The organism is Telluria sp. ZT3P26, assembly GCF_059686035.1.
In genome coordinates, this window is sequence record NZ_JCASII010000003.1 from 73,328 (window position 1) to 96,413 (window position 23,086).

Sequence of the window (23,086 nt, forward strand, 5' to 3'; positions counted from 1 at the left end):
ATGGTGCTCCGATGCAACGTTACAACGGATTGTGACGTGAATACATGGCAAGCCTGGTAACTACGCCATCATTCCATCCCGACACCCCGCAACTGGTCACGCTGCGACAGGCGCGTGTGCCTGGAATTGCAGCGCCGCCAGGTTGGCGTATACGCCGCGCAGCGCGACCAGTTCGTGGTGCGTGCCCATCTCGACGATCCTGCCGCCGTCGAGCACGACGATGCGATCGGCGCGCTGCACGGTGGCCAGGCGGTGGGCAATGATGATCGTGGTGCGCCCGATCATGGCAGCTTCGAGCGCGCGCTGGACGAGGCGCTCGGATTCTGCATCCAGCGCGCTGGTGGCTTCGTCGAGCAACAGCAGCGGCGGATTCTTCAGCAGCGCGCGCGCAATCGCGATGCGCTGGCGCTGGCCGCCGGACAAACGCACGCCGCGCTCGCCCAGGAACGAGCGGTAGCCTTCCGGCAGGCGCTCGATGAATTCGTGCGCTGCGGCCATGCGCGCTGCCGCGATCACTTCGTCGTCGGTGGCGTCGGGGCGACCGTAGCGGATGTTTTCCATCGCGTCGAGCGAAAACACGACCGTATCCTGCGGCACGATGCCGACCGCGCTGCGCAGCGTCTGCAACGTCAGGTCGCGCACATCGACGCCATCGAGGCGGATGCTGCCCGATTGCGGATCATAAAAGCGCAGCAGCAGTTGGAACAGCGTGGTCTTGCCGGCGCCGGACGGGCCGACGACGGCCACCGTCTCGCCGGGCTGGATCTCGAGCGCCAGATGCGAAAGTGCCGCTTCCTGCAGGCGTGACGGGTAGGCGAAGGTCACCTGGTCGAGCGTCACGCGCGCGCCGTTGGCGGTGCGCGCGGGCAGCGTGGCCGGGTGCAGCGGGTCCTGGATGTCCGAGCGCGCGCCCAGCAGTTCGAGCAGGCGCTCGGTGGCGCCGGCGGCGCGCTGGGCGTCGCCCATCACTTCCGACAGGGCGCCCACCGAACCGGCGACGATGCCGGCGTACAGGATGAACTGTCCCAGCTCGCCCCCGGTCATGGTCCCGGCAATCACGGCGTGCGCGCCCAGCCACAGCACGAACACGATCGCCCCGAAGATCAGCACGATGGCCAGGAGCGTGAGCGTCGCGCGTGCGCGGATGCGGCGCATGGCCGTGGTGAACGCGCTTTCGACTTCGACGCCAAAGCGCCCGGCCTCATAGCCTTCGCGCGTGAAGGCCTGCACGGTGGGCATCGCGTTGAGGATTTCACCAGCGACGGCCGAGGCATCGGCGATGCGGTCCTGCGAATCGCGCGAGAGCTTGCGCACGCGGCGGCCGAACAGCACGATCGGCAGCACGACCAGTACCAGGAGGCCCAGGATGATCGACGTCAGGCGCGGGCTCGTGATGAACAGCATCACCAGGCCACCGATGAACAGCAGCGTGTTGCGCAGCGCGAGCGAGATGCTGGTGCCCACGATCGCCTGGATCAGCGTCGTGTCGGTGGTCAGGCGCGACAGGACTTCGCCGGTGCGCGTGGTCTCGAAGAACTCGGGACTCTGGCGCACCACGTGGCGGTACACGGCGCTGCGGATATCGGCCGTCACACGCTCACCGAGCCACGAGACCATGTAGAAGCGCGCGGCCGTGGCCACTGCCAGCACGGCGGCCACGCCGAACAGCGCCAGGAAGGTCGCGTTGACGTTCTCGATACCGCGCGCGGTGGCCGAGGCGCCGAATCCCAGGTCGATCATCTGCTTGAAGGCGGCCGGGATGGCCAGCGTGGCGCCGGCCGCGAACAGCAGCGCGATGCCGGCCAGGATGAACTGGCGGCGGTAGGGCGCCATGAACGGCGTCAAGCCCTTGAGGGTCGAGAGGCTGCTCTTGCGGGAACTGTCTGCGTCGGGGGAGGCGGTGGAGCTGGTGGTACGCGTCGTCATCGTGTCTTCGTGGGATTCTTATAATTTCATCGGCTGCACATAGCCGGTCATCTCGAGGTAGCCGCGGCCGACGCGGCGGCCGTTCTGCTGGATCGTGACCGCGCCTTCCCAGTACACGGCGCCGGTCGAGCGGCGCGAATCGAGTTCCTGGTCGTTCTGCAGCGGCGCGATCTGCCATACCTGGTCGCCGGTGGTGATCGTGGTGGCGATCGGGTAGGTCGCCTGCGTGCGCGGGGACGTCCACAGCGTTTGCGGGGTGAACGTGATCTGCTCCGGCGCGTAATGCGTGACCTTGCCCGCCTTGTCGCGCCGGGTGGCGTGCGCCCATAGTTTACCACCTTGCTTGTCGCGGATCTGGAAAGCCATCAGCGCGCCGCCATCGTCGAGGTTGGCGCCGACCCAGTTCCAGCCCACCGCGTCGGGTTGCAGCGCTTCGCTCGACCATTCGTGATCGAGCCAGGCGCTCCCGGTGACCGCGGTGGCGGCCATGCCGGCGCGGCCCACGCTGCCCGTGACGGCCAGTTGCGGCTCACTGTAGTAGTAACTGGCATGCTGCGCGCTCGGACCCTTGCGCGAATAGCCGCCCTGGCCCTGCGCCAGGACCGGTTGCGTGGGGCGCAGGCGCAGTTCCAGCGTCAGCTGGTTCGAGCGGATCGTCACGCGGTAGGTGCCGTCGTTGTCGCGCACCATGCGCCAGTCGTCCAGTTTCAGGTCGGTGTTGCCGGGGCGGGCCCAGGCCAGGCCGAAGCCTTCACGCGCGCTGCGCTGGTCGTGCACGAGCCGCCCGACCGCGGGATCGGACAGCGCTGCGTGGCCGATCACCAGCTGGCGCGGCGTGAAGTGGCTCGGGTTGGCGCCGTCGACGCCCGTGCGGCTGCGGAAGAACGTGACCTGAAAACCCAGCGGGCGCTTGTCGGGCGTCTCGACCCAGCCGGTGACGTACCACCATTCGGTGCGAAACTCGGGGTGAGCGCCGTAGTCGCGCGGGAACGCCAGCGCCGCACCGGGCGTGACGGGGGCAAACACGGGTGGTTCAGCGCGCGCTGGCAGTGCCAGCAGCGTCAACAGCGACAGCAATAGACCCAGGATGAAACGCATTACCAATCCTCTCTGACAGCGCGCACCGGCCCGCCCGACAGGGCCTGGCGGCCCGATACGAGCGCGGTGGCGACGGACGCGGCGACCAGCACCGCGGCCACGCTGCCCAGCAATGGCCAGGGCAGGTGCAGGCCCATGGTCCAGTGAAACGACTGCGGGTTGATGACGAATACCAGGATCAGGCTGATCACCAGCCCGAGCACGAATCCGGCCACGACGCCCAGACCGGTGAGCAGGCCGCCTTCGAAGGCGAGCAGCTGCAAGACCTGGCGCCGCGTGACGCCGACGTGGCGCAGCATACCGAATTCTCGCGCCCGTGCCAAAGTCTGGGCCGAAAAACTGGCGGCGATGCCCGAGAGCCCGATGGCGATTGCGATCGCTTCCAGCAAATAGGTCACGGCGAAGCTGCGGTCGAAGATCTTCAGGCTCGCCGCGCGGATGTCGCCCGGGCGCATGAAGGTGAGCGCGGCGCCGAACGGCAGCGCGCGCAAACGGGTTTCCAGCGTGGCCGCGTCGACGCCGTCAAGCGTCCACAGCGCCGCATCGGTGACTGCCCCTTCGCCCGTCAACTGGCGGTAATCGGCCAGCTGGATGACGACCGAGCCGCTCTGGTTCGCGTAGTCGCGCCAGGCGCCGGCAACGAAGAACGGCGTCTCGGCGCCGCCCAGCGGCAGGCGCAGCGTCTGGCCGACGCGCGCGCCGTACAGGTCGAGCAGCGCTTCGGAGACCCAGGCCGGGCGCGCGCCGGCGGGAATCGGGGCGCTGGCACCCACCAGATACAGCAAGCGCGCGGGATCGCGCACGTCGATGTCGCGCGCGATGACGACGACCGGCGGGCGCTCGGGCGCCAGCGACACGCGCCGCGTGCGCAGGAACTGGATCTGCTGCACGCCGGGCAGCGCGGTGAGCGCCGTCTGCTGCGCCGGGCTCAGGTAACCGGTGCCGCCGGCGTCGACCGTGCGCAGATACAGGTCGGCCGGCAGGATATGCCCCATCCAGTCATCGACCGAGACCCGGAAGCTCGACACCATGATCCCCATCGCGACCATCAGGCTGAAACTGGCCAGGATGCCGCCCAGCGCAATCGAGGCCTGGCCCGGCGCATTGGCCAGGCGCCCCAGCGACAGCGCCAGTACCGGCATTGGATGCCGTTTCTTTGCCAGCAGCGCTTCGAGCGCGCGGAACGTGACGGCGGCAAAGCGCGGCATCAGGCCAATCCCGCCGACCAGCAGCAGGGCGATCGCCAGGTAGCCGAACAGCGGCAGCTCGAATACGGGCGGCGCGAACGCGAACAGCGCGGCGATCGTCAGGCACGCGAGCGATGGCCACACGCGCGCCAGGCGCGACAGCGGCGCTTCGTCAGCGCCGGACTTGATCGCCACGGCCGGGCGTGCGCGCGCTGCTTCCCACGCCGGCGCCAGGCAACCGAGCAGGGCCACGCCCAGACCCAGGCCGAAGAAGACGATGGCCGCACCGGGCGTGAACGCCACTTGCGGACGGATGCCCGGGAAGTAGCCGGCGCCCAGGTCGCCGCCAAAATAATGCAGCGCGGTGGCGGCCAGCGCGTAGCCGGCGCCAATCCCCAGCAGGCTGCCGGCCACGCCCAGGCTCGCGCCTTCGAGCAGCACCTGACGCAGCAACTGGCCCCGCTCGAAGCCCAGCACGCGCAGCAGCGCGAACTGGCTGCGCCGGCGCATGACCGACAGCGCCTGGGTCGAAAACACGAGGAAGGCGCCGGTGAACAGCGCGACCAGTGCCAGCACGGTCAGGTTGACGCGGTAGGCGCGGCTCATGTTTTCGGTGCGGCTTTCCTGGTCGGCGTCGTTCGGCTGGCCGACCGTGAAGCGGCCCGGCCAGGTGCGCTCGAGATCGGCCGTCAGCGCGCGCTGGAAGGCGGCGCGGTCAACGCCGCTGCGCAGTTTGAGGTCCACGCGCGAGAGCTTGCCGACGCGGTCCAGGCGCCACTGCAGCGCGCCGATGTCCATGACCGCCAGACGCTGGCCGCTGCGCGCCCGCTGCACGGGGCCGGCCACGCGCAGCGTGACGATGCCGGTGCCGGCGCGCAGGTTCAGTGTGTCGCCGCGCCGCTTGCCCAGCCAGGCTTCGGCGGCGGGCGACAGGAACAGCGCGTCGTCGGCCAGCACATCCAGCATGCGGCCTTCACCTGGCACGCCGGTCAGGTCGGGCGAAATGTAGCCGGCGCGAAAGGCATCGATGCCGATGATGCGCAGCGGGGTGTCCTGGCCCGGCACGCCGGCCTGCACCTCGAGGATGGGCGCGGCCAGCGCGACGTCCGGGTGGCTGGCCAGGCGCGGGTACACCGCTTCGTCGAACAGCAGCTCGCGCCCCTGGACCTGGATGTCCGCCTGACCCGACAGGCTCTTGACGGCGGCCGAGAATTCATTGAAGGCGGCGGCGTTGATCAGGTGGATGGCAAAGCCCATCGACACGCCGACGGCAATCGCGGCAATCGCCACCAGCGCGCGCACCGGGTGCGCACGCCACTCGCCGATCAGTAACCAGCGCGTGAGCCGGCTCAACCCGGGCATTCGACCGCCAGTGTGTCGGCCTGGCGGCGCGCCTTGATGCGCGCGACGGCTTTGGCATCATCGCTGCTGCGTGCCAGGTCTTCGTCGGCCCAGCGCGCCTGCAGGCGCAGCCTGTCACAGCGCTTGCGCAGGGCCAGCGCGGCGCGCCCGGCACGTTCGCGCGCCACTTCGTCACGTTGCGCCTGCGCGGCGCGCGTCCGGTCGATGTCCGCCAGCGCGGTGCGGGCGGCGTTCAGGCGCGTGGCCTGCACCGGATCGGGCGCCGGGGTGGGCGGCAGCGCCAGTGGCGCGCCGGCGCCAGCGCACGGTCGATCGGCGTAGCTCACGTGAATTCCCTCATGACATTTGTAGACGGCACCGGCCGTGGCCCACCGGCACACGGCGCAGCATGTCGTACACAAGACAAGACACCACAGGCAACGCATGGCAGGCCCCCGGTCATAGTATTTTCCCGGGATTCATGATGCCCAGCGGGTCGAGCGCGGCCTTGATGGCACGCATCATGCCAAGTTCGACCGGCGACTTGGTGCGCGCCAGTTCGTCGCGTTTCAGCGCGCCGATGCCGTGTTCGGCCGAGATCGAGCCGGCAAACGCCACCACTGCGTCGTGCACGATACGGTTGACTGCATCCTGCTCCTGCAGGAACGCTTCGTGCGCGATACCGGGCGGCGGCGCGACGTTATAGTGCAGGTTGCCATCGCCAAGGTGGCCGAACGTGACCAGCACGCAACCGGGATATGCGCGCTCGAGCGCGGCGTCGGTGTGCGCGATGAAATCCGGGATCGTCGAGACCGGCAGCGAGATATCGTGCTTGATGTTCTTGCCGGCCGCCGCCTGCGCCAGCGGGATGTGCTCGCGCAGGCGCCACAGGCCGAGCGCCTGCTGGCTGGATGTGGCCACGACGGCGTCGCGTGCGATGCCATCTTCCAGCGCGGCGCCGATGCCGGATTCCAGCAGCGCCTGTGCATGCGCTTCGGATTCATTGCTCGACAATTCCACGAGCGCGTACTGCGGATGACGCGTGGCAAACGGGCGTGGCAGCGCGGGAAACTCCTGGGCGACCAGGTCCAGGCAGACGGCCGACATCAGCTCGAAGCCGGTGAGCGCCGCGCCGCAGCGTGCCTGCAGCAGGTTCAGCAGCGCGAGCGCCTGGCGCGGCGAGTCCAGCGCGACCAGGGCCGTCAGCATGCCGCGCGGCGCCGGAAACAGCTTCAGGACGGCCGCCGTGATGACGCCCAGCGTGCCTTCGGCGCCGATGAACAGGTCGCGCAGCGCGTAACCCGTGTTGTCCTTGCGCAGGCCGCGCAGACCGTCCCACACAGCGCCCTGGGCATTGACGACTTCAAGGCCCAGGCACAGCTCGCGCGTGTTCCCGTAGCGCAGCACGGCCGTGCCGCCGGCATTTGTCGACAGGTTGCCGCCAATCGTGCACGAGCCTTCGGCGGCCAGCGACAGCGGGTACAGCATGCCAGCGGCTGCCGCTGCGGCCTGGATGTCGGCCAGGATGCAACCGGCTTCGACCGTCATGGTGCGATTGGCCGGATCGATGGCGCGGATGCGGTTCAGGCGGCGCAGCGACAGCACGATGGCGTCGCCCGACGTGTCGGGCACGCTGCCCATGACCAGGCCAGTGCGCCCGCCTTGCGGGACAATGGGGACACCGGCGCCGGCGCACAGGCGCACGACGGCGGCGACCTGACCGGTGTCCAGCGGCAGCACGACGGCGCGGGCGCGGCCACTGTAGCGGCCGCGCCAGTCGGCCAGGTAGCCCGCCATGTCGGCATCGATCGTGATGACGTGGTCGACGCCCACGAGCGAGCGAAGTTGCTGCAGGAAGGCGGCGGCCGGCTGGTCAACCATGCGGTACTTTGACCTTGTCGAGCAATTCCTTGGCCATGCGCTGGGCTTCCTTCTTGAACGGGCGCAGATACAGCAGGGCGCAGACGTAGAACACGACCACCAGCACCACTTCGCCGATGGCCATCTGGCGTGACAGCGGGTTGGTATCGGCCCAGGCCCGCACGGCGCCTTCTGCAAAGTAGATCAGGATCAGCATCGATGACCACTGCAGCGTGTACAGGTCGCGCTTGATCACGCCGCGCAGTGGCAACAGCAGTGGCAGCGCTTTCAGGGCCAGCAGCCAGCTGCCCGGCTTGAGCGGCGCCACGAACGCTTCCCATGCCACCAGCCAGCCGATCAGCCAGACCAGGCTGAGCACCGCGCCGATATGAAAGACTCTGCCTTTGTTCATTATTGACCTTCGTGCAGTTTGAGCGCCGCGATTGCCAGGCGGCGACCGAGCGCGATCGACAGGGCGCGCTCATCGTCGGTGATGGCGCGCTTGCCATCGACGCCGGCCCAGTGGGTGGCGCCGTACGGGCTGCCGCCGCTGGCGGTGTTCATCAGTTCGGGATGCGTATAGGGCAGGCCCATCACGAGCATGCCGTGGTGCAGCAGGGGGATCATCATCGACAGCAGGGTCGCCTCCTGCCCGCCGTGCAGGCTGCCGGTGGACGTGAACACGACGGCCGGCTTGCCGGCCAGCGTGCCGTTGACCCATTCGGCGGCCGTGCCGTCGAGGAAGTACTTCATGCTCGAGGCCATATTGCCAAAGCGCGTGGGTGAACCCAGCGCCAGGCCCGCGCACTCGGCCAGGTCCGCTGCCTCGACGTAGGGCGCGCCGTCGTCGGGAATCGACGGGGCAGTTGCTTCTGCCACCGACGACACGCCCGGCACGGTGCGCAGGCGCGCCTCGGCGCCGGGGACGCTGTCGACGCCCTGGGCGATCAGTTCGGCCAGTTTGCGCGTGGCGCCGTGGCGGGAGTAGTACAAAACCAGGATGCTCAAAGGGATCGTGTTCATCCTTGGTATTATAGTGCGCTTTGTTGAAGTGACATGCCCGGGTTGACGCCCAATTCGTGGCCTGAATCGGGTATTTCCATGGCCATGCCGAACCAACCGCCGCAGCATCCTTCCCATGTCGTGACCGAGAGCGCCGACGGCACGCTCGAGCGCAGCCTGACCCGGGCCGAAGCCAAAGATCTGGTGCGGTTCGCGCTGCGCCGCCTGCGCGAAGAACGCCTGCCGCAGGTCGCCGGCAGCCTGACCTTCACGACCACGCTGGCGCTGGTGCCGCTGCTCACGATCGTGCTGGCCATTTTCACGATGTTCCCGGCGTTTGGCCAGGTGCGCACGATGATCGATGCCTGGTTCGTGCAGAACCTGATGCCGCCGGCAATTGCCAGCACGATCAGCGGCAACCTGACCCAGTTCGCCAGCAAGGCCAAGGGCCTGTCGGCGCTGGGCGCGGTGGCGCTGATCTTCACGACGGCGGCGACGATGAGCCTGATCGAGCGCGTCTTCAACCAGATCTGGGGCGTGCGCCAGCCCCGCCCGTGGACGCAGCGCCTGCTGGTCTACTGGGCGCTGCTCACGCTGGGCCCGATCCTGTTCGGTGCGTCGCTCAGTTTCACGTCGCAGCTGGTCGACGTCACCGGCGGCCTGGAACGCGATGCGAGCGTGCTGGCCACGCTGGCCTTCACGCTCGCGTCGATTGCCGTGACGACCGGCGGCTACACGCTGCTGTACGTGGCAGTGCCGAACCGCCACGTCGCCTGGCGCGATGCGTTCTGGGGCGCGCTGGCGGCCGCCATCGCATTCGAAGTCGCCAAGCGCGTATTCGGCCTGTTCATCCGCCAGTTTCCGACCTACGCGCTGATCTACGGCGCGCTGGCCGCGCTGCCATTGTTCCTGGTCTGGATCTATGTCACCTGGATGATCACGCTGGTCGGCGCCGTGTTGACGGCGGCGCTGCCGGTCGTCAAATACGAACGCTGGTGGTATCAGGCCGCGCCCGGCGGCGCTTTCGTCGATGCGATGTCGGTGCTGAAGGTGTTGCACGGCAGTGCGAAGCTCAGTGGCACGGCGCTCGTGTCCGGCAGCACGATTCGCCATCACACGCGCATCGGTTACGACGAACTGGCGCGCCTGCTGCACCGGATGGTGGCCGAGGGCTGGGTGGGGCGCGTGCATGACCAGGCGCCGACCAAGATCAGCTGGCGCCATACGAAGCGCGCCAGCCAGGAACACTGGGTGCTGCTGGCCGACCCGGACACGCTGCGCCTGGCGGACGTGTACCGCCTGTTCGTGTTCGACTTCGCGGTGGAAGAGGCCGTGCAGCGCGAAGAAGAGGCCAGCCCCGATACTGCCCTGTCGCTCGATACCGGCGAGCTGGCGCGCCACGTCGAAGAGGCGGTCGAGGCGGGGCTGGGCGAGACCCTGCGCGAGCATTTCGGCGACGCCGGGGACGCCGGGGACGCCGACGATCCCGTCAGCGACCCGATCGCCGCGCCGGTCAGCTGAGCGTTCGCTCCGCCTGTGCCAGCAGCGCGCCGGATACCGCCTCGGGCGCTTCCTGCATCATCGCGTGGCCCGTCTCGACCGTGACGACGGTGGCCCGGGCGATCGCGTCGGTCAGCGCAGCGGCCTTGCGCGGCGGCGTCATCTTGTCCAGCGTGCCCTGCACGAACACGACCGGGCAGGTGATCGACGCGGCCGCAGTCATGCCGTTGCCGTATGCATTGCACGCGGCCAGATCGATGTGCAGCAAGGGTTCGCTGCTGCCCGCTGCCAGCCGCTGCATCAGGTCACGCGCGGCGTCGGCAACCGACGGGTCGCTTGATGGCGCGTGCGACCAGGCCACGACCATGTCGATGGCTGATCCTGCATCCTCCAGGGCAGTCGCAAGTAACGCGTCAGCAACCTTCATCGGGAAGGTCGCGCCCAGCAAGGCCAGGCCGGCGGCGCGCTGCGGCGCACGTTGCGCCGCTTCCAGCACGACCAGCGAACCCATGCTGTGTCCGGCCAGCAGCGCGCGTTCCACGCCCGCCGCGTCCAGCAACGCCAGCAGCCAGTCAGCCAGTGCCTCGACCGAGTGCAGGGCGGGCCCGCTGCTGCGGCCATGGCCGGGCAGGTCGGGCGCCAGCACGGCAAAGCCGCGCGCGGCCAGGGCCCGGCTTTGCGGTGCCCACACGGAATGGTCATTCAGGGCGCCGTGGACCAGCACCACCGTGGGCTGCGCGGCGTCGAATGCGGTGTCGCCGGTATGGCAAAAGACGGGATGCCCGTCGATCGTGAGTTGCATGTCTGGTAGCCTGTCTTGATGGAAGCCAGCCATCCTAGCAGCGTTGGCTGTTTGCGCAATCTGCACTGCACCATTCTGCCGCCGTGCCCGCACCATGAGGTGGCGCAATGCTGGATTTTTTAGCGGGCATAGGCTACAGTCGGCGTTATGCCTTATACAAATTTATCCAACAGCAGTATTGACCGCGCGGGGGTGGCCAGCATGAAAGTTTCGGAAATCCTGCAAGTGAAGGGCAATATCCTGTACACCGTGACGCCCGACCAGCCCCTGGTCGAGGCGGTAACCACGATGTCCGAGAACGATATCGGTTCGCTCGTCGTGATGGAATACGGCGACCTGGTGGGCATGCTGACGTTCCGCGAAGTGCTCAAGACGCTGCACGCCAACGGCGGCGCGGTGGGCGCCGGCACGGTGCGTCGTCACATGGACGACAGCCCGATTACCGTGACGCCAGAGACCGAAGTCAATGAGGTGCGCCGCATCATGCTGGAAAAGCACGCGCGCTACCTGCCGGTGATGGATGCGCGTACGTTGCTGGGCGTGATTTCGTTCTACGACGTCGCGCGCGCGGTGCTGGAAGCGCAAAGCTTTGAAAACCGCATGCTCAAGGCCTACATCCGCGACTGGCCAGCCGAGCAGAACGCGCCCGACTGACCGTGCCGAAGGTCACGCTGCCTGCGTGACCGTTTCTCCCGCCAGCCAGACCAGCAGCGCCTCGGGCGACAAGGGGCGCGAATACAGATAACCCTGGGCCAGCGGGCAACCGAGCTGGCGCAGGATCTGCGCCTGGCGCTCGTCTTCCACCCCTTCCGCGATCACCGACAGGCCCAGGTTGCGGCCCAGTTGCACCACCATCTGCGCGATGCTGCTGCCGCGCGCCGAACCGGTAATCTCGGTGACGAACGTGCGGTCGATCTTGAGCCGGTCGACCTGCAGCCGCTGCAGATGCGACAGCGACGAAAAGCCGGTGCCGAAATCGTCGATCGCGATCGACACGCCTGTGCGCTTGACGTGCGCCAGCTTTTCGACCAGCGCAGCCGGTTCTTCCATCGCCATCGATTCCGTGATTTCCAGCTCGATGAATTCGGGCGGCGCGCCCGTGTCGTCGAGCGCGCGGCGCAGCATGTCGAGAAAGTGCGGGTGCCGCAGCTGCACCTGCGAAACATTGACCGACATCGTGAATGCCGTGTGGCCGGCCGCTCGCAGGCGCAGCAGTTCCATGCAGGCCTGGCGCAGCACCCATTCACCGATCTCGACGATCAGGCCCGAGTACTCGGCAATCGGGATGAAGCGGTCGGGCGGGACCAGCTGGCCGTCCTGCTGGCGCCAGCGCAGCAGCGCTTCGGCGCCAAAGGCGCGGTTGGTGGCCAGGTCGATCTGCGGCTGGTAATCCAGGAACAGTTCGCCGCGCCGGAAGCCGCTGCGCAGCGCATGCATCATGCGCACGCGCTCGCGGATCTCGACGCCCATGCCGCGCGAAAAATAACAGTGGCCGGCGCGCTGCTGCAATTTGGCGCGTTTGAGCGCGATGTCGGCATCCTTGAGCGCATCGGCGCCGCTGCCGTCGTGTTCGCGCAGGCGCACCAGGCCCAGCGTCGACGACACCTGCACGTCCTGGCCGTCGATGTGGAACGCGTCGAGAAACAGCGTCTGCAGCGCGGCCGGCTGGACGAGGGCGGCATTGCCCAGCACGCAGAAGATATCGCCGCCGATACGCCCGATACTGAGAGACGGCGCCAGACCAGGCGGCAGGCCGGGGATCAGGCGCGTGCACAGGCGCTGGGCGACGGCGGCCAGCAGCAGGTCGCCGAAGCGGTGGCCGAGCGCGTCGTTGGTTTCGGCAAAATGATCGATGTCGACCAGGGCCAGCACGGGGTCCTGGTCGGGGTCGGCACCGGGGCCGGCGGCCAGCTTGGCGTCGATCAGTTCGACCATGCGGGTGCGGTTGGGCAGGCCGGTCAGCGGGTCGTGGAAGGCCGATTTGTGCAGGTCGGTGACCAGTTCGCAATTGTCGAGGCTGACAGCAACCATGCCGCAGAAGACTTTCAGCAGGCGTGTCTCGACGTCGCTGATCGCGCGTTCGAGCGGCATGCAGGCGACGAAATCGCGCCCGGCCTTGCCCGGAAAGAACAACGTGAGTATGCCGTCGTCGACCGCAAAGGTACGTCGCGCCAGCGCGCGCCCGGCGGCCTGCGCGAGCCGGGTCACCTGCGGATCGTCGTAATAGTGCGCATCGAGCGCGCAGCCTTCCAGATCGCGGCTGGCGCCACAGGCGGCCACCACGCCCAGCGGGCCGAAGGCGCTGGCGCCCGTGCCGTCGCCGAACTCGCGGGTGCACAGCACGCCATCGGCTGCTAGCCCGATCAACTTGGCGGCCTGTGCCAGGATGCCATACGCGACATCGCGCACGCCGTGCAGCGCCATCAGCTGCGCGCAGGCGGCGACGATGCATTCCATGCCGATCCGGTTCGCCTCGAGCGCGCACAGTTGTTCGTAGGAGCGGATCGCAGCGGCCACGGCCGTGTAGAGCTTGGTGCGGGTCAGTTCCGACTTGGTGCGGTAATCATTGATGTCGTAGCCGCGGATCGCCTCCATCTCGGGCGCGTAACCGGGCTGGCCAGTGCGCAGGATGATGCGTACATCATGCAGGTTCAGTTCGTTGCGGATACGGCGCACCAGTTGTAGCCCGGCATCGGCGCGTTCCATCACGACGTCCAGCAGGATCACGGCGATATCGCGTTCCCGGCCCAGCACGGCGAAGGCCTCGGCGGCCGAGTAGGCATGCAGGAAGGACAGCGGACGGCCCTGCATGTCGACGTTGGCCAGCGCGAACAGCGTCGTCGAATGCACGTCGGCATCGTCGTCGACCACGAGAATCCGCCACGGCGGACAGGTGGTGACGGGTCCGACGGCGACTTCGTCGGCGAAGACGAGATCATCCATCGTGTGATCATCCTGCGGTGGTCCGTACGGCGGCGTCGAAGCTGGCATGTGCTACGTCTCCAGGGATGCTTGGCATGTGTACGTCCAGTATATAGGCATTTGTAATTTGCAAAGGAAATAGCCGGTTGCACAAGGGGGAGTACAGACTGCTGGTAACTTGCTAAATATAGCCGGTTGGCAACATTTTGGCGAGGGCCATGTGCAGATTATGCGTTTCTGCTGGCTTGATCGCCTGTTAAAATGCCAGTTCGATCAAACCGCACCCCCTTCATATCCATGTCCGGCAATACATTTGGCAAGCTGTTTTCCGTCACCACCTTCGGCGAGTCGCACGGTCCTGCAATCGGTTGCGTCATCGATGGCTGCCCACCCGGCATGGCGCTGACCGAAGCCGATATCCAGCTGGATCTCGATCGCCGCAAGCCCGGCACGTCGCGCCACGTCACGCAGCGCCAGGAAGCCGACCGGGTCGAGATCCTGTCCGGCGTCTACCAGGGTGTCACGACCGGCACCCCAATTGCGCTGCTGATCCGCAACGAAGACCAGCGCAGCAAGGATTACGGCAATATCGCCGAGAGCTTCCGCCCCGGCCATGCCGACTACACCTACTGGCACAAATACGGCGTGCGTGACCCGCGCGGCGGTGGCCGGTCGTCAGCGCGCCTGACTGCCCCCGTGGTCGGCGCCGGCGCCGTCGCCAGGAAATGGCTGCGTGAACAGTACGGCACCGAGTTCATGGGCTGCATGCGCGCACTGGGCGACATCGCCGTGCCGTTCGAAGGCTGGGAACACGTGCACGCCAACCCGTTCTTCGCCGCGACGGGCGATGCCGCGCTGCTGCAGCGCATGGAAGACGCGATGGACCAGCTGCGCCGCGACGGTGACTCGATCGGCGCGCGCATCAACGTCGTCGCACGCGGCGTGCCGGTGGGCTGGGGCCAGCCGATCTACGACAAGCTCGACGCCGACATCGCCTACGCGATGATGGGCATCAATGCCGTCAAGGGCGTCGAGATCGGCGCCGGCTTCGCTTCGGTGGCGCAGCGTGGCTCGGTCCATGGCGACGAGCTGACGCAAGAAGGGTTCGTCGGCAACCACGCCGGCGGTGTGCTGGGCGGCATCTCGACGGGGCAGGAGATCACGGTGTCGCTCGCGATCAAGCCGACCTCGTCGATCCGCGTGCCGCGCCGTTCGATCGACAAGGAAGGCAATCCGGCGCTGGTGGAAACGTTCGGTCGCCACGATCCGTGCGTGGGCATCCGTGCCACGCCGATTGCCGAAGCGATGCTGGCGCTGGTGCTGATCGACCATGCGCTGATGCACCGCGCGCAGTGCGGCGACGTCCGGGTCGCCACGCCAAAACTGACCTGACCGTCAGCGGCCGGCGCCACCAGCTCAGGCGCGGGTCGCGATCGCTTCCATCTGGAGGCGCCGCTCGACGGTGCGCACCACCAGCGCGCGCATGTCGTTGAGCAGGCCGAACTCGGTCTGGTTCAGGATCACCTGCGGGTAAGTGTCGTCCCAGTCGCCATAGATGAAGCCAGCCGGCTGGCCGTGCGCGCACAGCGGAATCACGATGAAGCAGCGCGCCTGCGACAGCGATCCTTTCCACCAGTCCGGCAACTTGGCCGCGAACTTGGCGTCGTGCGCATTTTCGATGAAGATCACGCGGTCGCTGGCCAGCGCCGCGTGGAACACGTTGGCCTCGTAGGTATCGTCGAACACCAGTTCCGGCTGCAGCGTCCTGGCGTCGGCGCCCAGCGCCAGACGCGCCGCGTAGCGCCCGTCGCGCCGGTTGCGCACGAAGGCAAACGAGCGCGCGAACGACAACCCTTCGTGCATCGTTTCGAGCGCCAGCGACATCATCTGGCCGGCCGTGGCATTCGGCCCCGCCTCGCGCATGTCGGCCACGCCACCCATCAGGATCTTGTTGCCGGCGATGCGGCTGCGCGTGGCGGCGGCCAGGCGCGCCCGTTTCTCGGCGGGCCGGGCCAGCGGCGCGATCGACAGGTCGGCCGCCGCTTCAAGCCGGGCCTGTTCGATCGATGCCAGGATGTCGGCCGGCGCGATGCCCAGCATCGGCGCGAACTGCTCGGCCAGCAAACCCACTTTGGCAGCACCGGCGGCGTCGTCGGCCCACAGTGCATCGGCAGTGCGGGTGGACATGGTGCCCAATGCGGCCAGCCAGTCATCGTGCTCGAAGCGTTCACCCCGTTCGCCCGGTTCGACGCGGCGCATGCCGGCCACCAGGTTGTCGGGCAGGCCCCAGTGGGCGGCGGTGGCGCGGCCGAGGTCTTCGAGATGCAGGCCAAGCACGTCCTGCGCGGCAGCGGTGTCGTCGCCGCCTGCCGCTGCGGCCTGGATCACGGTCCAGCGCTCGGGCATGTAGAACGTGACCATCATCCGGCCCAGCGAATGCAGGATCGAGCACACGACGGCTTCTTCCGGATTGCGCGCCTGCGCGCCGGCGGCCAGTTGCTGCGCCACCATCCCGGCCAGCACGGCTTTTTCCATCTCGATGTGGGCGACTTCGGTGTCCGGCGTGCTGCGGCCGAGCTCCTCGATGAGTTTCAGCCCCAGCGCCAGGTGGCCGATGCTGTCGGTGCCCAGCACCAGCACCGCCTTGGAAATCGTGTTGACGTGCTGGCCGAACGCCGCGTACATGCTGCTGTTGGCCAGGCGCAGCACCTTCTGGGTCAGCACGGGGTCGGACAGGACCGTCTGCGTCATCGAGAAATCGCGCTCGTCCTCGCCGCGCATCGACGCCAGGATGGCATTGATCGCCTTGGTGAAGCCGGGCATGTCGCCCTGGCGGCGGATGCGTTCCCACAGCAGGGCGAGGGTGGCTTGCGCTTTCGCCGAGCGCGCGGTGGTGATGGGTGGAGTCATGATGAGCCTGTCCGGGTGTCGGCCGGCAGAAGAGCGGTGTAGAGGTTTTCGTTGAGGGCCGTGACGGCCACGTTGGCCGGCATTGGCTTGCCCGTCAGGTAGCCCTGGATGTAGTGGCAACCCTGTTCGTCCAGCCAGGCCAGCTGGTCTTCGGTTTCGACGCCCTCGGCCACGACCGCCAGGCTCAGGTGCCGGGCCAGGTCGAGCACGACCCGGCAGATCGCGGCATCCTTCTGCGAGCCGGGCAGGTCCTTGACGAACGCGCGGTCGATCTTGAGCACCGAAATCGGAAACCGCTTCAGATACGCCAGCGACGAGTAGCCGGTGCCGAAATCGTCGATCGCGATGCGCACCTTGCGCTCGACCATCTTGGCCATGACCGCTTCGGCATGGGCCGGATCGACCATCAGCGTGCCTTCGGTGATTTCCAGCACCAACTGGTGGCCATGCGCGCCGGACAGCGCCAGCGCTTCGTCGAGCACCGACAGGAAGCGGTCGCTGCGGAACTGGCGCGGGCTGATGTTGACCGAGATGTACAGCTCGCGCCCGGCCACTTCCTGGAACTGGCGGATCTGCATGCAGGCCGCTTTCAGTGCCCACGCGCCCAGCAGGTTGATCAGGCCGTTGTTCTCGGCAATCGGGATAAAGCGCGCCGGCGGCACCATGCCCAGCGTCGGGTGCTTCCAGCGCATCAGGGTTTCGAAGCCTTCGATGACACGCGTGCGGGCGTCGACGATCGGCTGGTAGTACAGCAGGAATTCGCCTTCGCGCACGGCCTTGAACATGGCCGCCTCAAGGGAGATATCGTGTTCGGACGGGCCCTGGTCGGCCGGGCTGTAGACGACGGTGCGGCCCTTGCCGGTTTCCTTCGCACGCGACAGTGCAGCGTCGGCCAGCGTCACCAGGCGAACCTCGTCTTCGGCGTGGTCCGGGTAGATCGTCACGCCAATCGACGCGCCGAGGTAGATCGTGTGGCCGCCCGTTTCGAACGGCGACTGCAGCGTGGCCATCAGGCGCCCGGTGACGAGCTTGATCTGGGGCTCGCTGAAGGTGCCCGGCAGCACGGCGACGAATTCGTCGCCACCGACGCGCGCCAGGGTGTCGCTGTCACGCAGAACCCGGCGCAGGCGGGTGGCCGCCATCTGCAGCACGGCGTCGCCCAGCGGGTGGCCCAGGCCGTCGTTGACTTTCTTGAACCCGTCCAGGCCGATCGCAACGACCGAAAACCCCTGGCCCGAGCGGCGTGCATTCGAGATCACCATGCGGATGCGGTCGGCCAGCAGCAGGCGGTTGGGCAATTCGGTCAGCGCGTCGTGGGTGGCCATGTGGCGCAGCCGCTCTTCGGTCGCATGCTGCGCCGACATGTCGCGCCCGATCACGAGGATCTGCGCATCGTCGCCGGTGGTCAGCCGGGCGATGCGCAGTTCGAACCAGATATCCTGCTCGCCGATGCGAAAGCGCGCCTGCACCAGCGCTGCTTCGTGCGCCATGGCAGCGCCATCCAGCGCATGGCGCAGGGCCGCCTGGTCGACGTCGTGCACGAGCGCCACCAGCGAGCAGCCCGGCGCGTAGCCGTGAAAGCGCTGTGCGCGCGTGCCCGCAGCCCGGATCACGCCGCTCGCGGCCACCCGGAACACGGCGTCGCCCGCGCTTTCCAGCAGACCGTCGAGCAGGCTCGCCTGCGGCAGGTGCGCCGGCGGCGAATGGGGTGCGTCGCAGGAGGGGAGGTGCATGGTCGGTCAGGGCTCTCGTTTCGCGGCATGTCGATGCATGCCGATGTCATCTTGTTATCCGTGCCGGGCGAACAAGCCAGGGACGAGTCTATCACTGAAAAATTCCGTAGTGCATCAGAATGAACAACGTACGGCGCGTTCGCTTCATGCATGACGGACAGCACGTCTACGCTGGCCATCCGCGTATTGTCGCTGATTATTGCTGAGTAGAAAATGTCTGTCCGTTAATTAAGTGCCTTAATGCAACGAGAATTCCGCGCTCAGGACACATTCATGGGCTGCGTCCACGTGTAAAGGTGATTGCGGATGCACGACGGGTAACAAGCCGTAACACGCATCCGGGCGGGTGGGAAGGGCGCGCCAGGGGATCGCGGCGGGCATGCCGGCAGCGTCGATGCAGAATTTTTTCGGCCCGGGCCGGGACAAACGACGTTGTGCCTGTGATAATGCTGGCTCTCAAGCTTTATTGACTCTGTCGAGCCCGCCATGAACCAAGATCCGCGCTTCCCGAACCTCTTCATCCTGAATCACCCGCTGATCCTGCACAAGCTGTCGCACATGCGCGAGCACGACACGTCGACGCGCACCTTCCGCGAACTGCTGCGCGAGATCACGCTCCTGATGGGCTACGAGATCACGCGCGACCTGCCACTGACGACGCGCCAGATCCGCACGCCGCTGGTGACGATCGATGCTCCGGTGATCGCTGGCAAGAAACTGGCGGTGGTGCCGATCCTGCGCGCCGGCATCGGCATGAGCGACGGCCTGCTGGAACTCGTGCCGTCGGCGCGCGTCGGGCATATTGGCGTGTTCCGCGATCCCGAGACGCACGAGCCGGTCGAGTACATGGTCCGCTTGCCGGACACGACCGATCGCACCTTCATCCTGTGCGATCCGATGGTCGCCACGGGCAACTCGGCGGTGCACGCAATCGACGTGCTCAAGAAGCGCGGCGTGCAGGACGAGCAGATCCTGTTCCTGGCGCTGGTGGCGGCGCCGGAAGGCATCCAGGTCGTGCAGGATGCGCACCCGAACGTCAAGGTGTATGTCGCGTCGCTCGACTCGCACCTGGACGAGCATGCCTACATCATCCCGGGCCTGGGCGATGCGGGCGACCGTATCTTTGGCACCAAGTAAGGCCGGCATGATCATGACGCAGCCGGCTGACCAGCAATTCTTTGCCCGCCTGGCCGAACTGAACGACAAGTTCGCAGCGCGCCTGCCATCCACCTTCGGGCGCCTGGCGGAGTTGTCGCAGGAGCTCGCAGCGGCCGGCGCCCCCGGGTTCGACCCGGCGGGCCCGGCGGGCGAGCTGCAGGCGATGCTCCACACGCTGGCCGGCTCGGCCGCGACCTTCGGGTTCCGCGGCCTGGGGCACCACGCACGCCTTCTCGAGCAGCGCCTGCGCGTGCTGCGTGCCTTTGAAACCGTTGGCGCCAGCGAGTGGCAGGCCTGGCGGGCCGAGCTCGACGAGTACATCGCTGCCGCGCTGCGCGATCCCAAGGCGCTGACCTGAAACGGCCGCCGCGCAAGGCGCGTGCGCAATTGTCGAGCCGACCGGAATTTGATCAAGCGCAAACAAATCAACGGACCTTGCCTCTATTCTTTGCTGCATACCGAATTAAAAAATTGCGCCGGCGTGTTTGTTGACAGCAGGAATCGTGGGGCTACTTACGTATTTTGTTGAACGAAAAGGGCATGCGCGAGAAATATTCGGTATAATGTGGGATCGTTGGGTTCGAGGTAGTAGTGCAGTCTGTCTGTCATTTCTTTCTTGCTTCTTCAAACGATCTAAAACGGGCGTAAGCCCAACTAACCGAAATAGGAAATTGTAATGGCAACTGGCATCGTTAAATGGTTCAATGACTCGAAGGGCTTCGGCTTCATCACCCCTGATGAAGGCGGCGAAGATCTGTTCGCGCACTTCTCGGCTATCCAGAGCAACGGCTTCAAGTCGCTGCAGGAAAACCAGCGCGTTTCGTTCGACGTGACCACCGGCCCTAAGGGCAAGCAAGCCTCGAACATCCAGCCTCTGTAATCGCCTAACAGGCGTTGCGAGACCAAAATCCCCGGAACTGCCGGGGATTTTTTTTGTCTGTACCTTTTGCGTTCTGGTCCGCGCTGGCCTGACGCGTCAGCGTTGCCGCCAGTAGTCCGGCGCAGCGTAACTGCGGCGCAGGAAGTCGACAAAGGCGCGGATGCGCAGTGGCAGGTGGCGTCGCTGGGCGAACACGGCGTGGATGTCATTGCCGGGCGCTGCGAAGTCGTCCAGTACCGTGCACAGTTCGCCACTGGCGATCTGTTCGCCCACTTCCCACATCGAGCGCCACGCCAGGCCCTTGCCGGCCAGTGCCCAGGCATGCAGCACCGCGCCATCGTTGCACACCATATTGCCGCTGACCTTCAGCGTGACCGGCTTGCCGTTCTCGAGGAAGGTCCAGCCGCGCTGGCTGCCTTCGCTGCTGATCGCCAGGCAATTGTGGCGCGCCAGGTCGCCGGGTGCGCGCGGCGTACCGTGGCGTTTCAGATAGGCGGGCGCGGCGACCAGCACGCGCCCGTTGTCGGCCAGCTTGACGCCCACCAGGTTCGAGTCGCCAAGGCGCGCGATCCGGATGGCCACATCGACGCCATCGCCGACCAGGTCGATGACGCGGTCGTTCAGGTTCAGGTTGACCGTCACGTCGCGGTGTTCGGCCAGGAACGACGGCAGCAGCGGGGCCACGTGCTGGCGGCCGAAGCCGGCCGGTGCCGAGATCGTCAAGTGGCCCGATGCGTGCCCGCTGCGCTCCGAGATCGCCGCTTCCGCCTCGCCCAGTTCGCCCAGGATGCGCTGGCAATCCTCGAGAAACGCCACGCCTTCGTCAGTCAGCACGAGCTTGCGCGTCGTCCGGCGCAGCAGTTTGACGCCCAGGCGCGATTCCAGCGCATCGAGCCGGCGCCCGATCATGGCTGGTGCGATGCCCTCGGCGCGCGCTGCGGCCGACAGGCTGCCGCGTGCGACGACCTCGACGAAGGTGGTCATCTGGGTAAACTTGCTCATACACACGGTCCTGTTGCCTGGGTTGATTTAATACAAAAACACACAGATGAAGTGCGTATTTGTCTCGTTTAGCGTTACGGAGGTGAATATACTGGAAGCCAACTTGAACGCCAAGCAGGGCAAGCCCGCACCGGCGTCGCACGCGATTTTCATTCATCTTCAGGAGTCGATATGTCCCTCAGCATCCCCCAAGGCATGGAAATTACCGGCACCATCCAGCCGGCCTACGAGCAGATCCTGACCCCGGAGGCGCTGGCGCTGGTCGCCACGCTGACGCGTGCCTTCGAGCCGCGCCGCCAGAGCTTGCTGGCCGCGCGCGCCGCGCGGGCAGAGCGCCTGGACGCCGGCGAGCGCCCGGACTTCCTGCCCGAAACCGCCGCGATCCGCGACGGCGACTGGCGCATCGCGCCGATTCCCGCCGCGCTGCACTGCCGCCGCGTCGAGATCACCGGGCCCGTGGAGCGCAAGATGATCATCAATGCGCTGAATTCGGGCGCCGATAGCTACATGACCGACTTCGAGGATTCGAACACGCCCAACTGGGATAACCAGATCAGCGGCCAGATCAATCTGTTCGATGCGATCCGCAAGACCATTTCGCTCGAACAAAATGGCAAGTCGTACCGCCTCAACGACAAGGTTGCGACATTACTGGTGCGCCCGCGCGGCTGGCATCTCGATGAAAAACACGTGCTGGTCGATGGCAAGCGCGTTTCGGGCGGCATCTTCGATTTCGCGCTGTTCATGTTCCATAACGCGAAAGAGCTGCTGGCACGGGGCGCCGGCCCGTACTTCTACCTGCCCAAACTCGAGTCGCACCTGGAAGCGCGTCTGTGGAACGACATCTTCGTGATGACGCAAGAACTGCTCGGTATTCCGCAGGGCACGATCAAGGCGACGGTGCTCATCGAAACCATCCTCGCCGCCTTCGAGATGGACGAAATCCTGTACGAGCTGCGCGAACACAGCGCCGGCCTGAATGCAGGCCGCTGGGATTACATTTTCTCGTGCATCAAGAAGTTCAAGCGCGACAGTGATTTCTGCCTGGCCGACCGTGCGAAAGTGACGATGACGGCGCCGTTCATGCGCGCCTATGCGCTGCTGCTGCTCAAGACCTGCCACGCACGGGGCGCGCCGGCAATCGGCGGCATGGCTGCGCTGATCCCGATCAAGAACGATCCCGAGAAGAACGAGGTCGCGATGGGCGGCGTGCGCAACGACAAGGCACGCGATGCGACCGATGGCTATGACGGCGGCTGGGTTGCGCATCCGGGGCTGGTGGGTCTGGCGATGGAAGAATTCACGAAAGTGCTGGGCGAGCGCCCGAACCAGTTCGACAAGCAGCGGCCCGATGTCGTTGTGACGGCAGCGCAACTGCTGGACTTCAAGCCGGAAGCGCCGATCACCGAAGCGGGGCTGCGTTACAACATCAATGTCGGCATCCATTACCTGGGCGCCTGGCTGGCCGGCAACGGCTGCGTGCCGATCCACAACCTGATGGAAGATGCGGCGACGGCCGAAATCAGCCGCTCGCAGGTGTGGCAGTGGATCCGGTCAGCGAAAGGGGTGCTGGAAGACGGCCGCAAGGTGACGGCCGACATGGTGCGCGCGATGATTCCGGAAGAGCTGGACAAGGTGAAACTGGTCGCGGCCGACGGCACGCACGCCAGCTACGAGCGCGCCGCCGTCATCTTCGAGCAGATGTCCACGGCGGAAGAATTCGCCGAATTCCTGACCCTGCCGCTGTACGAAGAAATCTGACGCC

Annotated in this window: 19 protein-coding genes; 7 read left to right on the plus strand and 12 right to left on the minus strand. The window is 66.6% G+C overall.

Features of this window, described 5'->3' with window-relative positions; translation table 11 throughout:
• Window positions 1-96: 96 nt before the first annotated feature.
• The 7 genes from AC56LN_RS11100 to wrbA all read right to left on the minus strand — a co-directional run bounded on the left by AC56LN_RS11100 (window position 97) and on the right by wrbA (window position 8,435).
• Window positions 97-1,926: an ABC transporter transmembrane domain-containing protein gene (locus AC56LN_RS11100; protein ID WP_499571712.1), complete on the minus strand. Its 1,830-nt coding sequence runs from the start codon at window positions 1,924-1,926 to the stop codon at window positions 97-99.
• A gap of 18 nt (window positions 1,927-1,944) precedes the next feature.
• Window positions 1,945-3,024, minus strand: a complete 1,080-nt coding sequence (locus AC56LN_RS11105) for a lipocalin-like domain-containing protein (protein WP_499571714.1) — start codon at window positions 3,022-3,024, stop codon at window positions 1,945-1,947.
• Window positions 3,024-5,573 (minus strand): FtsX-like permease family protein, encoded by a 2,550-nt coding sequence (locus AC56LN_RS11110; RefSeq protein ID WP_499571716.1) that lies wholly within the window; start codon window positions 5,571-5,573, stop codon window positions 3,024-3,026. Before AC56LN_RS11110 ends, AC56LN_RS11105 begins: the two co-directional genes overlap by 1 nt.
• Complete coding sequence (locus AC56LN_RS11115) at window positions 5,561-5,899, minus strand: DUF4124 domain-containing protein (RefSeq protein ID WP_499571717.1); 339 nt, start codon at window positions 5,897-5,899, stop codon at window positions 5,561-5,563. Before AC56LN_RS11115 ends, AC56LN_RS11110 begins: the two co-directional genes overlap by 13 nt.
• Before the next feature lie 112 nt (window positions 5,900-6,011).
• The gene (locus AC56LN_RS11120) at window positions 6,012-7,433 is read right to left on the minus strand and encodes an FAD-binding oxidoreductase (protein WP_499571719.1); all 1,422 of its coding nucleotides are present in this window, start codon (window positions 7,431-7,433) and stop codon (window positions 6,012-6,014) included.
• A complete protein-coding gene (locus tag AC56LN_RS11125; RefSeq protein ID WP_499571720.1) occupies window positions 7,426-7,824 on the minus strand; it encodes a DUF2069 domain-containing protein in 399 nt (132 codons plus the stop codon). The genes AC56LN_RS11120 and AC56LN_RS11125 overlap by 8 nt, the downstream gene beginning before the upstream one ends.
• On the minus strand, window positions 7,824-8,435 hold the full coding sequence (wrbA, locus tag AC56LN_RS11130) for an NAD(P)H:quinone oxidoreductase (RefSeq protein WP_499571722.1): 612 nt from the start codon (window positions 8,433-8,435) through the stop codon (window positions 7,824-7,826). The genes AC56LN_RS11125 and wrbA overlap by 1 nt, the downstream gene beginning before the upstream one ends.
• Window positions 8,436-8,513: 78 nt before the next feature.
• Here wrbA and AC56LN_RS11135 point away from each other — a divergent pair, with 78 nt between their 5' ends.
• Complete coding sequence (locus AC56LN_RS11135; RefSeq protein ID WP_499571723.1) at window positions 8,514-9,935, plus strand: YihY family inner membrane protein; 1,422 nt, start codon at window positions 8,514-8,516, stop codon at window positions 9,933-9,935.
• Here the strand turns inward: AC56LN_RS11135 and AC56LN_RS11140 are convergent.
• Window positions 9,928-10,716: an alpha/beta fold hydrolase gene (locus tag AC56LN_RS11140; protein ID WP_499571725.1), complete on the minus strand. Its 789-nt coding sequence runs from the start codon at window positions 10,714-10,716 to the stop codon at window positions 9,928-9,930. The genes AC56LN_RS11135 and AC56LN_RS11140 overlap by 8 nt on opposite strands.
• A 201-nt stretch (window positions 10,717-10,917) precedes the next feature.
• Here AC56LN_RS11140 and AC56LN_RS11145 point away from each other — a divergent pair, with 201 nt between their 5' ends.
• On the plus strand, window positions 10,918-11,370 hold the full coding sequence (locus AC56LN_RS11145; protein WP_183552023.1) for a CBS domain-containing protein: 453 nt from the start codon (window positions 10,918-10,920) through the stop codon (window positions 11,368-11,370).
• A gap of 12 nt (window positions 11,371-11,382) precedes the next feature.
• Here AC56LN_RS11145 and AC56LN_RS11150 read toward each other — a convergent pair whose 3' ends face one another.
• Window positions 11,383-13,707 (minus strand): two-component system response regulator, encoded by a 2,325-nt coding sequence (locus AC56LN_RS11150; protein WP_499571727.1) that lies wholly within the window; start codon window positions 13,705-13,707, stop codon window positions 11,383-11,385.
• A 228-nt stretch (window positions 13,708-13,935) separates the two neighbouring features.
• Between AC56LN_RS11150 and aroC the strand changes: the two genes are divergently transcribed.
• Window positions 13,936-15,030: a chorismate synthase gene (aroC, locus tag AC56LN_RS11155; RefSeq protein ID WP_499571728.1), complete on the plus strand. Its 1,095-nt coding sequence runs from the start codon at window positions 13,936-13,938 to the stop codon at window positions 15,028-15,030.
• Window positions 15,031-15,054: 24 nt separating this feature from the next.
• Here the strand turns inward: aroC and AC56LN_RS11160 are convergent, their stop codons facing one another.
• Together AC56LN_RS11160 and AC56LN_RS11165 are read right to left on the minus strand one after the other, a co-directional pair.
• Window positions 15,055-16,548, minus strand: a complete 1,494-nt coding sequence (locus AC56LN_RS11160; protein WP_499571729.1) for an HDOD domain-containing protein — start codon at window positions 16,546-16,548, stop codon at window positions 15,055-15,057.
• Window positions 16,545-18,281, minus strand: coding sequence for a putative bifunctional diguanylate cyclase/phosphodiesterase (locus AC56LN_RS11165; protein ID WP_499571730.1), 1,737 nt, complete (start codon window positions 18,279-18,281; stop codon window positions 16,545-16,547). The genes AC56LN_RS11160 and AC56LN_RS11165 overlap by 4 nt, the downstream gene beginning before the upstream one ends.
• Before the next feature lie 486 nt (window positions 18,282-18,767).
• Between AC56LN_RS11165 and upp the strand changes: the two genes are divergently transcribed.
• From upp to AC56LN_RS11180, 3 genes are all read left to right on the plus strand, one after another.
• Window positions 18,768-19,418 carry a uracil phosphoribosyltransferase gene (gene upp, locus AC56LN_RS11170; protein WP_499571731.1) on the plus strand — a complete coding sequence of 217 codons (651 nt, stop codon included), beginning with the start codon at window positions 18,768-18,770 and terminating at the stop codon, window positions 19,416-19,418.
• A 7-nt stretch (window positions 19,419-19,425) separates the two neighbouring features.
• Window positions 19,426-19,797 carry an Hpt domain-containing protein gene (locus tag AC56LN_RS11175; protein WP_499571732.1) on the plus strand — a complete coding sequence of 124 codons (372 nt, stop codon included), beginning with the start codon at window positions 19,426-19,428 and terminating at the stop codon, window positions 19,795-19,797.
• 318 nt (window positions 19,798-20,115) lie between these two features.
• Complete coding sequence (locus tag AC56LN_RS11180; RefSeq protein WP_137176112.1) at window positions 20,116-20,319, plus strand: cold-shock protein; 204 nt, start codon at window positions 20,116-20,118, stop codon at window positions 20,317-20,319.
• 96 nt (window positions 20,320-20,415) lie between these two features.
• Here the strand turns inward: AC56LN_RS11180 and AC56LN_RS11185 are convergent, their stop codons facing one another.
• Window positions 20,416-21,321 (minus strand): LysR family transcriptional regulator, encoded by a 906-nt coding sequence (locus tag AC56LN_RS11185; RefSeq protein ID WP_499571734.1) that lies wholly within the window; start codon window positions 21,319-21,321, stop codon window positions 20,416-20,418.
• Window positions 21,322-21,492: 171 nt separating this feature from the next.
• Between AC56LN_RS11185 and aceB the strand changes: the two genes are divergently transcribed.
• Window positions 21,493-23,082, plus strand: a complete 1,590-nt coding sequence (aceB, locus tag AC56LN_RS11190; RefSeq protein ID WP_499571736.1) for a malate synthase A — start codon at window positions 21,493-21,495, stop codon at window positions 23,080-23,082.
• The last annotated feature ends 4 nt before the right edge of the window (window positions 23,083-23,086 follow it).

What these genes read in the sequence shown, in the direction of transcription:
- AC56LN_RS11120 (WP_499571719.1), bottom strand. Translation starts at nt 7,433, where the DNA reads ATGGTTGACCAGCCGGCCGCCGCCTTCCTGCAGCAACTTCGCTCGCTC.
- AC56LN_RS11135 (WP_499571723.1), top strand. Translation starts at nt 8,514, where the DNA reads ATGGCCATGCCGAACCAACCGCCGCAGCATCCTTCCCATGTCGTGACC.
- AC56LN_RS11160 (WP_499571729.1), bottom strand. Translation starts at nt 16,548, where the DNA reads ATGACTCCACCCATCACCACCGCGCGCTCGGCGAAAGCGCAAGCCACC.
- AC56LN_RS11165 (WP_499571730.1), bottom strand. Translation starts at nt 18,281, where the DNA reads ATGCACCTCCCCTCCTGCGACGCACCCCATTCGCCGCCGGCGCACCTG.
- aroC (WP_499571728.1), top strand. Translation starts at nt 13,936, where the DNA reads ATGTCCGGCAATACATTTGGCAAGCTGTTTTCCGTCACCACCTTCGGC.
- AC56LN_RS11185 (WP_499571734.1), bottom strand. Translation starts at nt 21,321, where the DNA reads ATGAGCAAGTTTACCCAGATGACCACCTTCGTCGAGGTCGTCGCACGC.
- aceB (WP_499571736.1), top strand. Translation starts at nt 21,493, where the DNA reads ATGTCCCTCAGCATCCCCCAAGGCATGGAAATTACCGGCACCATCCAG.
- upp (WP_499571731.1), top strand. Translation starts at nt 18,768, where the DNA reads ATGAACCAAGATCCGCGCTTCCCGAACCTCTTCATCCTGAATCACCCG.
- AC56LN_RS11110 (WP_499571716.1), bottom strand. Translation starts at nt 5,573, where the DNA reads ATGCCCGGGTTGAGCCGGCTCACGCGCTGGTTACTGATCGGCGAGTGG.
- AC56LN_RS11145 (WP_183552023.1), top strand. Translation starts at nt 10,918, where the DNA reads ATGAAAGTTTCGGAAATCCTGCAAGTGAAGGGCAATATCCTGTACACC.
- AC56LN_RS11100 (WP_499571712.1), bottom strand. Translation starts at nt 1,926, where the DNA reads ATGACGACGCGTACCACCAGCTCCACCGCCTCCCCCGACGCAGACAGT.
- AC56LN_RS11105 (WP_499571714.1), bottom strand. Translation starts at nt 3,024, where the DNA reads ATGCGTTTCATCCTGGGTCTATTGCTGTCGCTGTTGACGCTGCTGGCA.
- AC56LN_RS11180 (WP_137176112.1), top strand. Translation starts at nt 20,116, where the DNA reads ATGGCAACTGGCATCGTTAAATGGTTCAATGACTCGAAGGGCTTCGGC.
- AC56LN_RS11150 (WP_499571727.1), bottom strand. Translation starts at nt 13,707, where the DNA reads ATGCCAGCTTCGACGCCGCCGTACGGACCACCGCAGGATGATCACACG.
- AC56LN_RS11140 (WP_499571725.1), bottom strand. Translation starts at nt 10,716, where the DNA reads ATGCAACTCACGATCGACGGGCATCCCGTCTTTTGCCATACCGGCGAC.
- wrbA (WP_499571722.1), bottom strand. Translation starts at nt 8,435, where the DNA reads ATGAACACGATCCCTTTGAGCATCCTGGTTTTGTACTACTCCCGCCAC.
- AC56LN_RS11125 (WP_499571720.1), bottom strand. Translation starts at nt 7,824, where the DNA reads ATGAACAAAGGCAGAGTCTTTCATATCGGCGCGGTGCTCAGCCTGGTC.
- AC56LN_RS11175 (WP_499571732.1), top strand. Translation starts at nt 19,426, where the DNA reads ATGATCATGACGCAGCCGGCTGACCAGCAATTCTTTGCCCGCCTGGCC.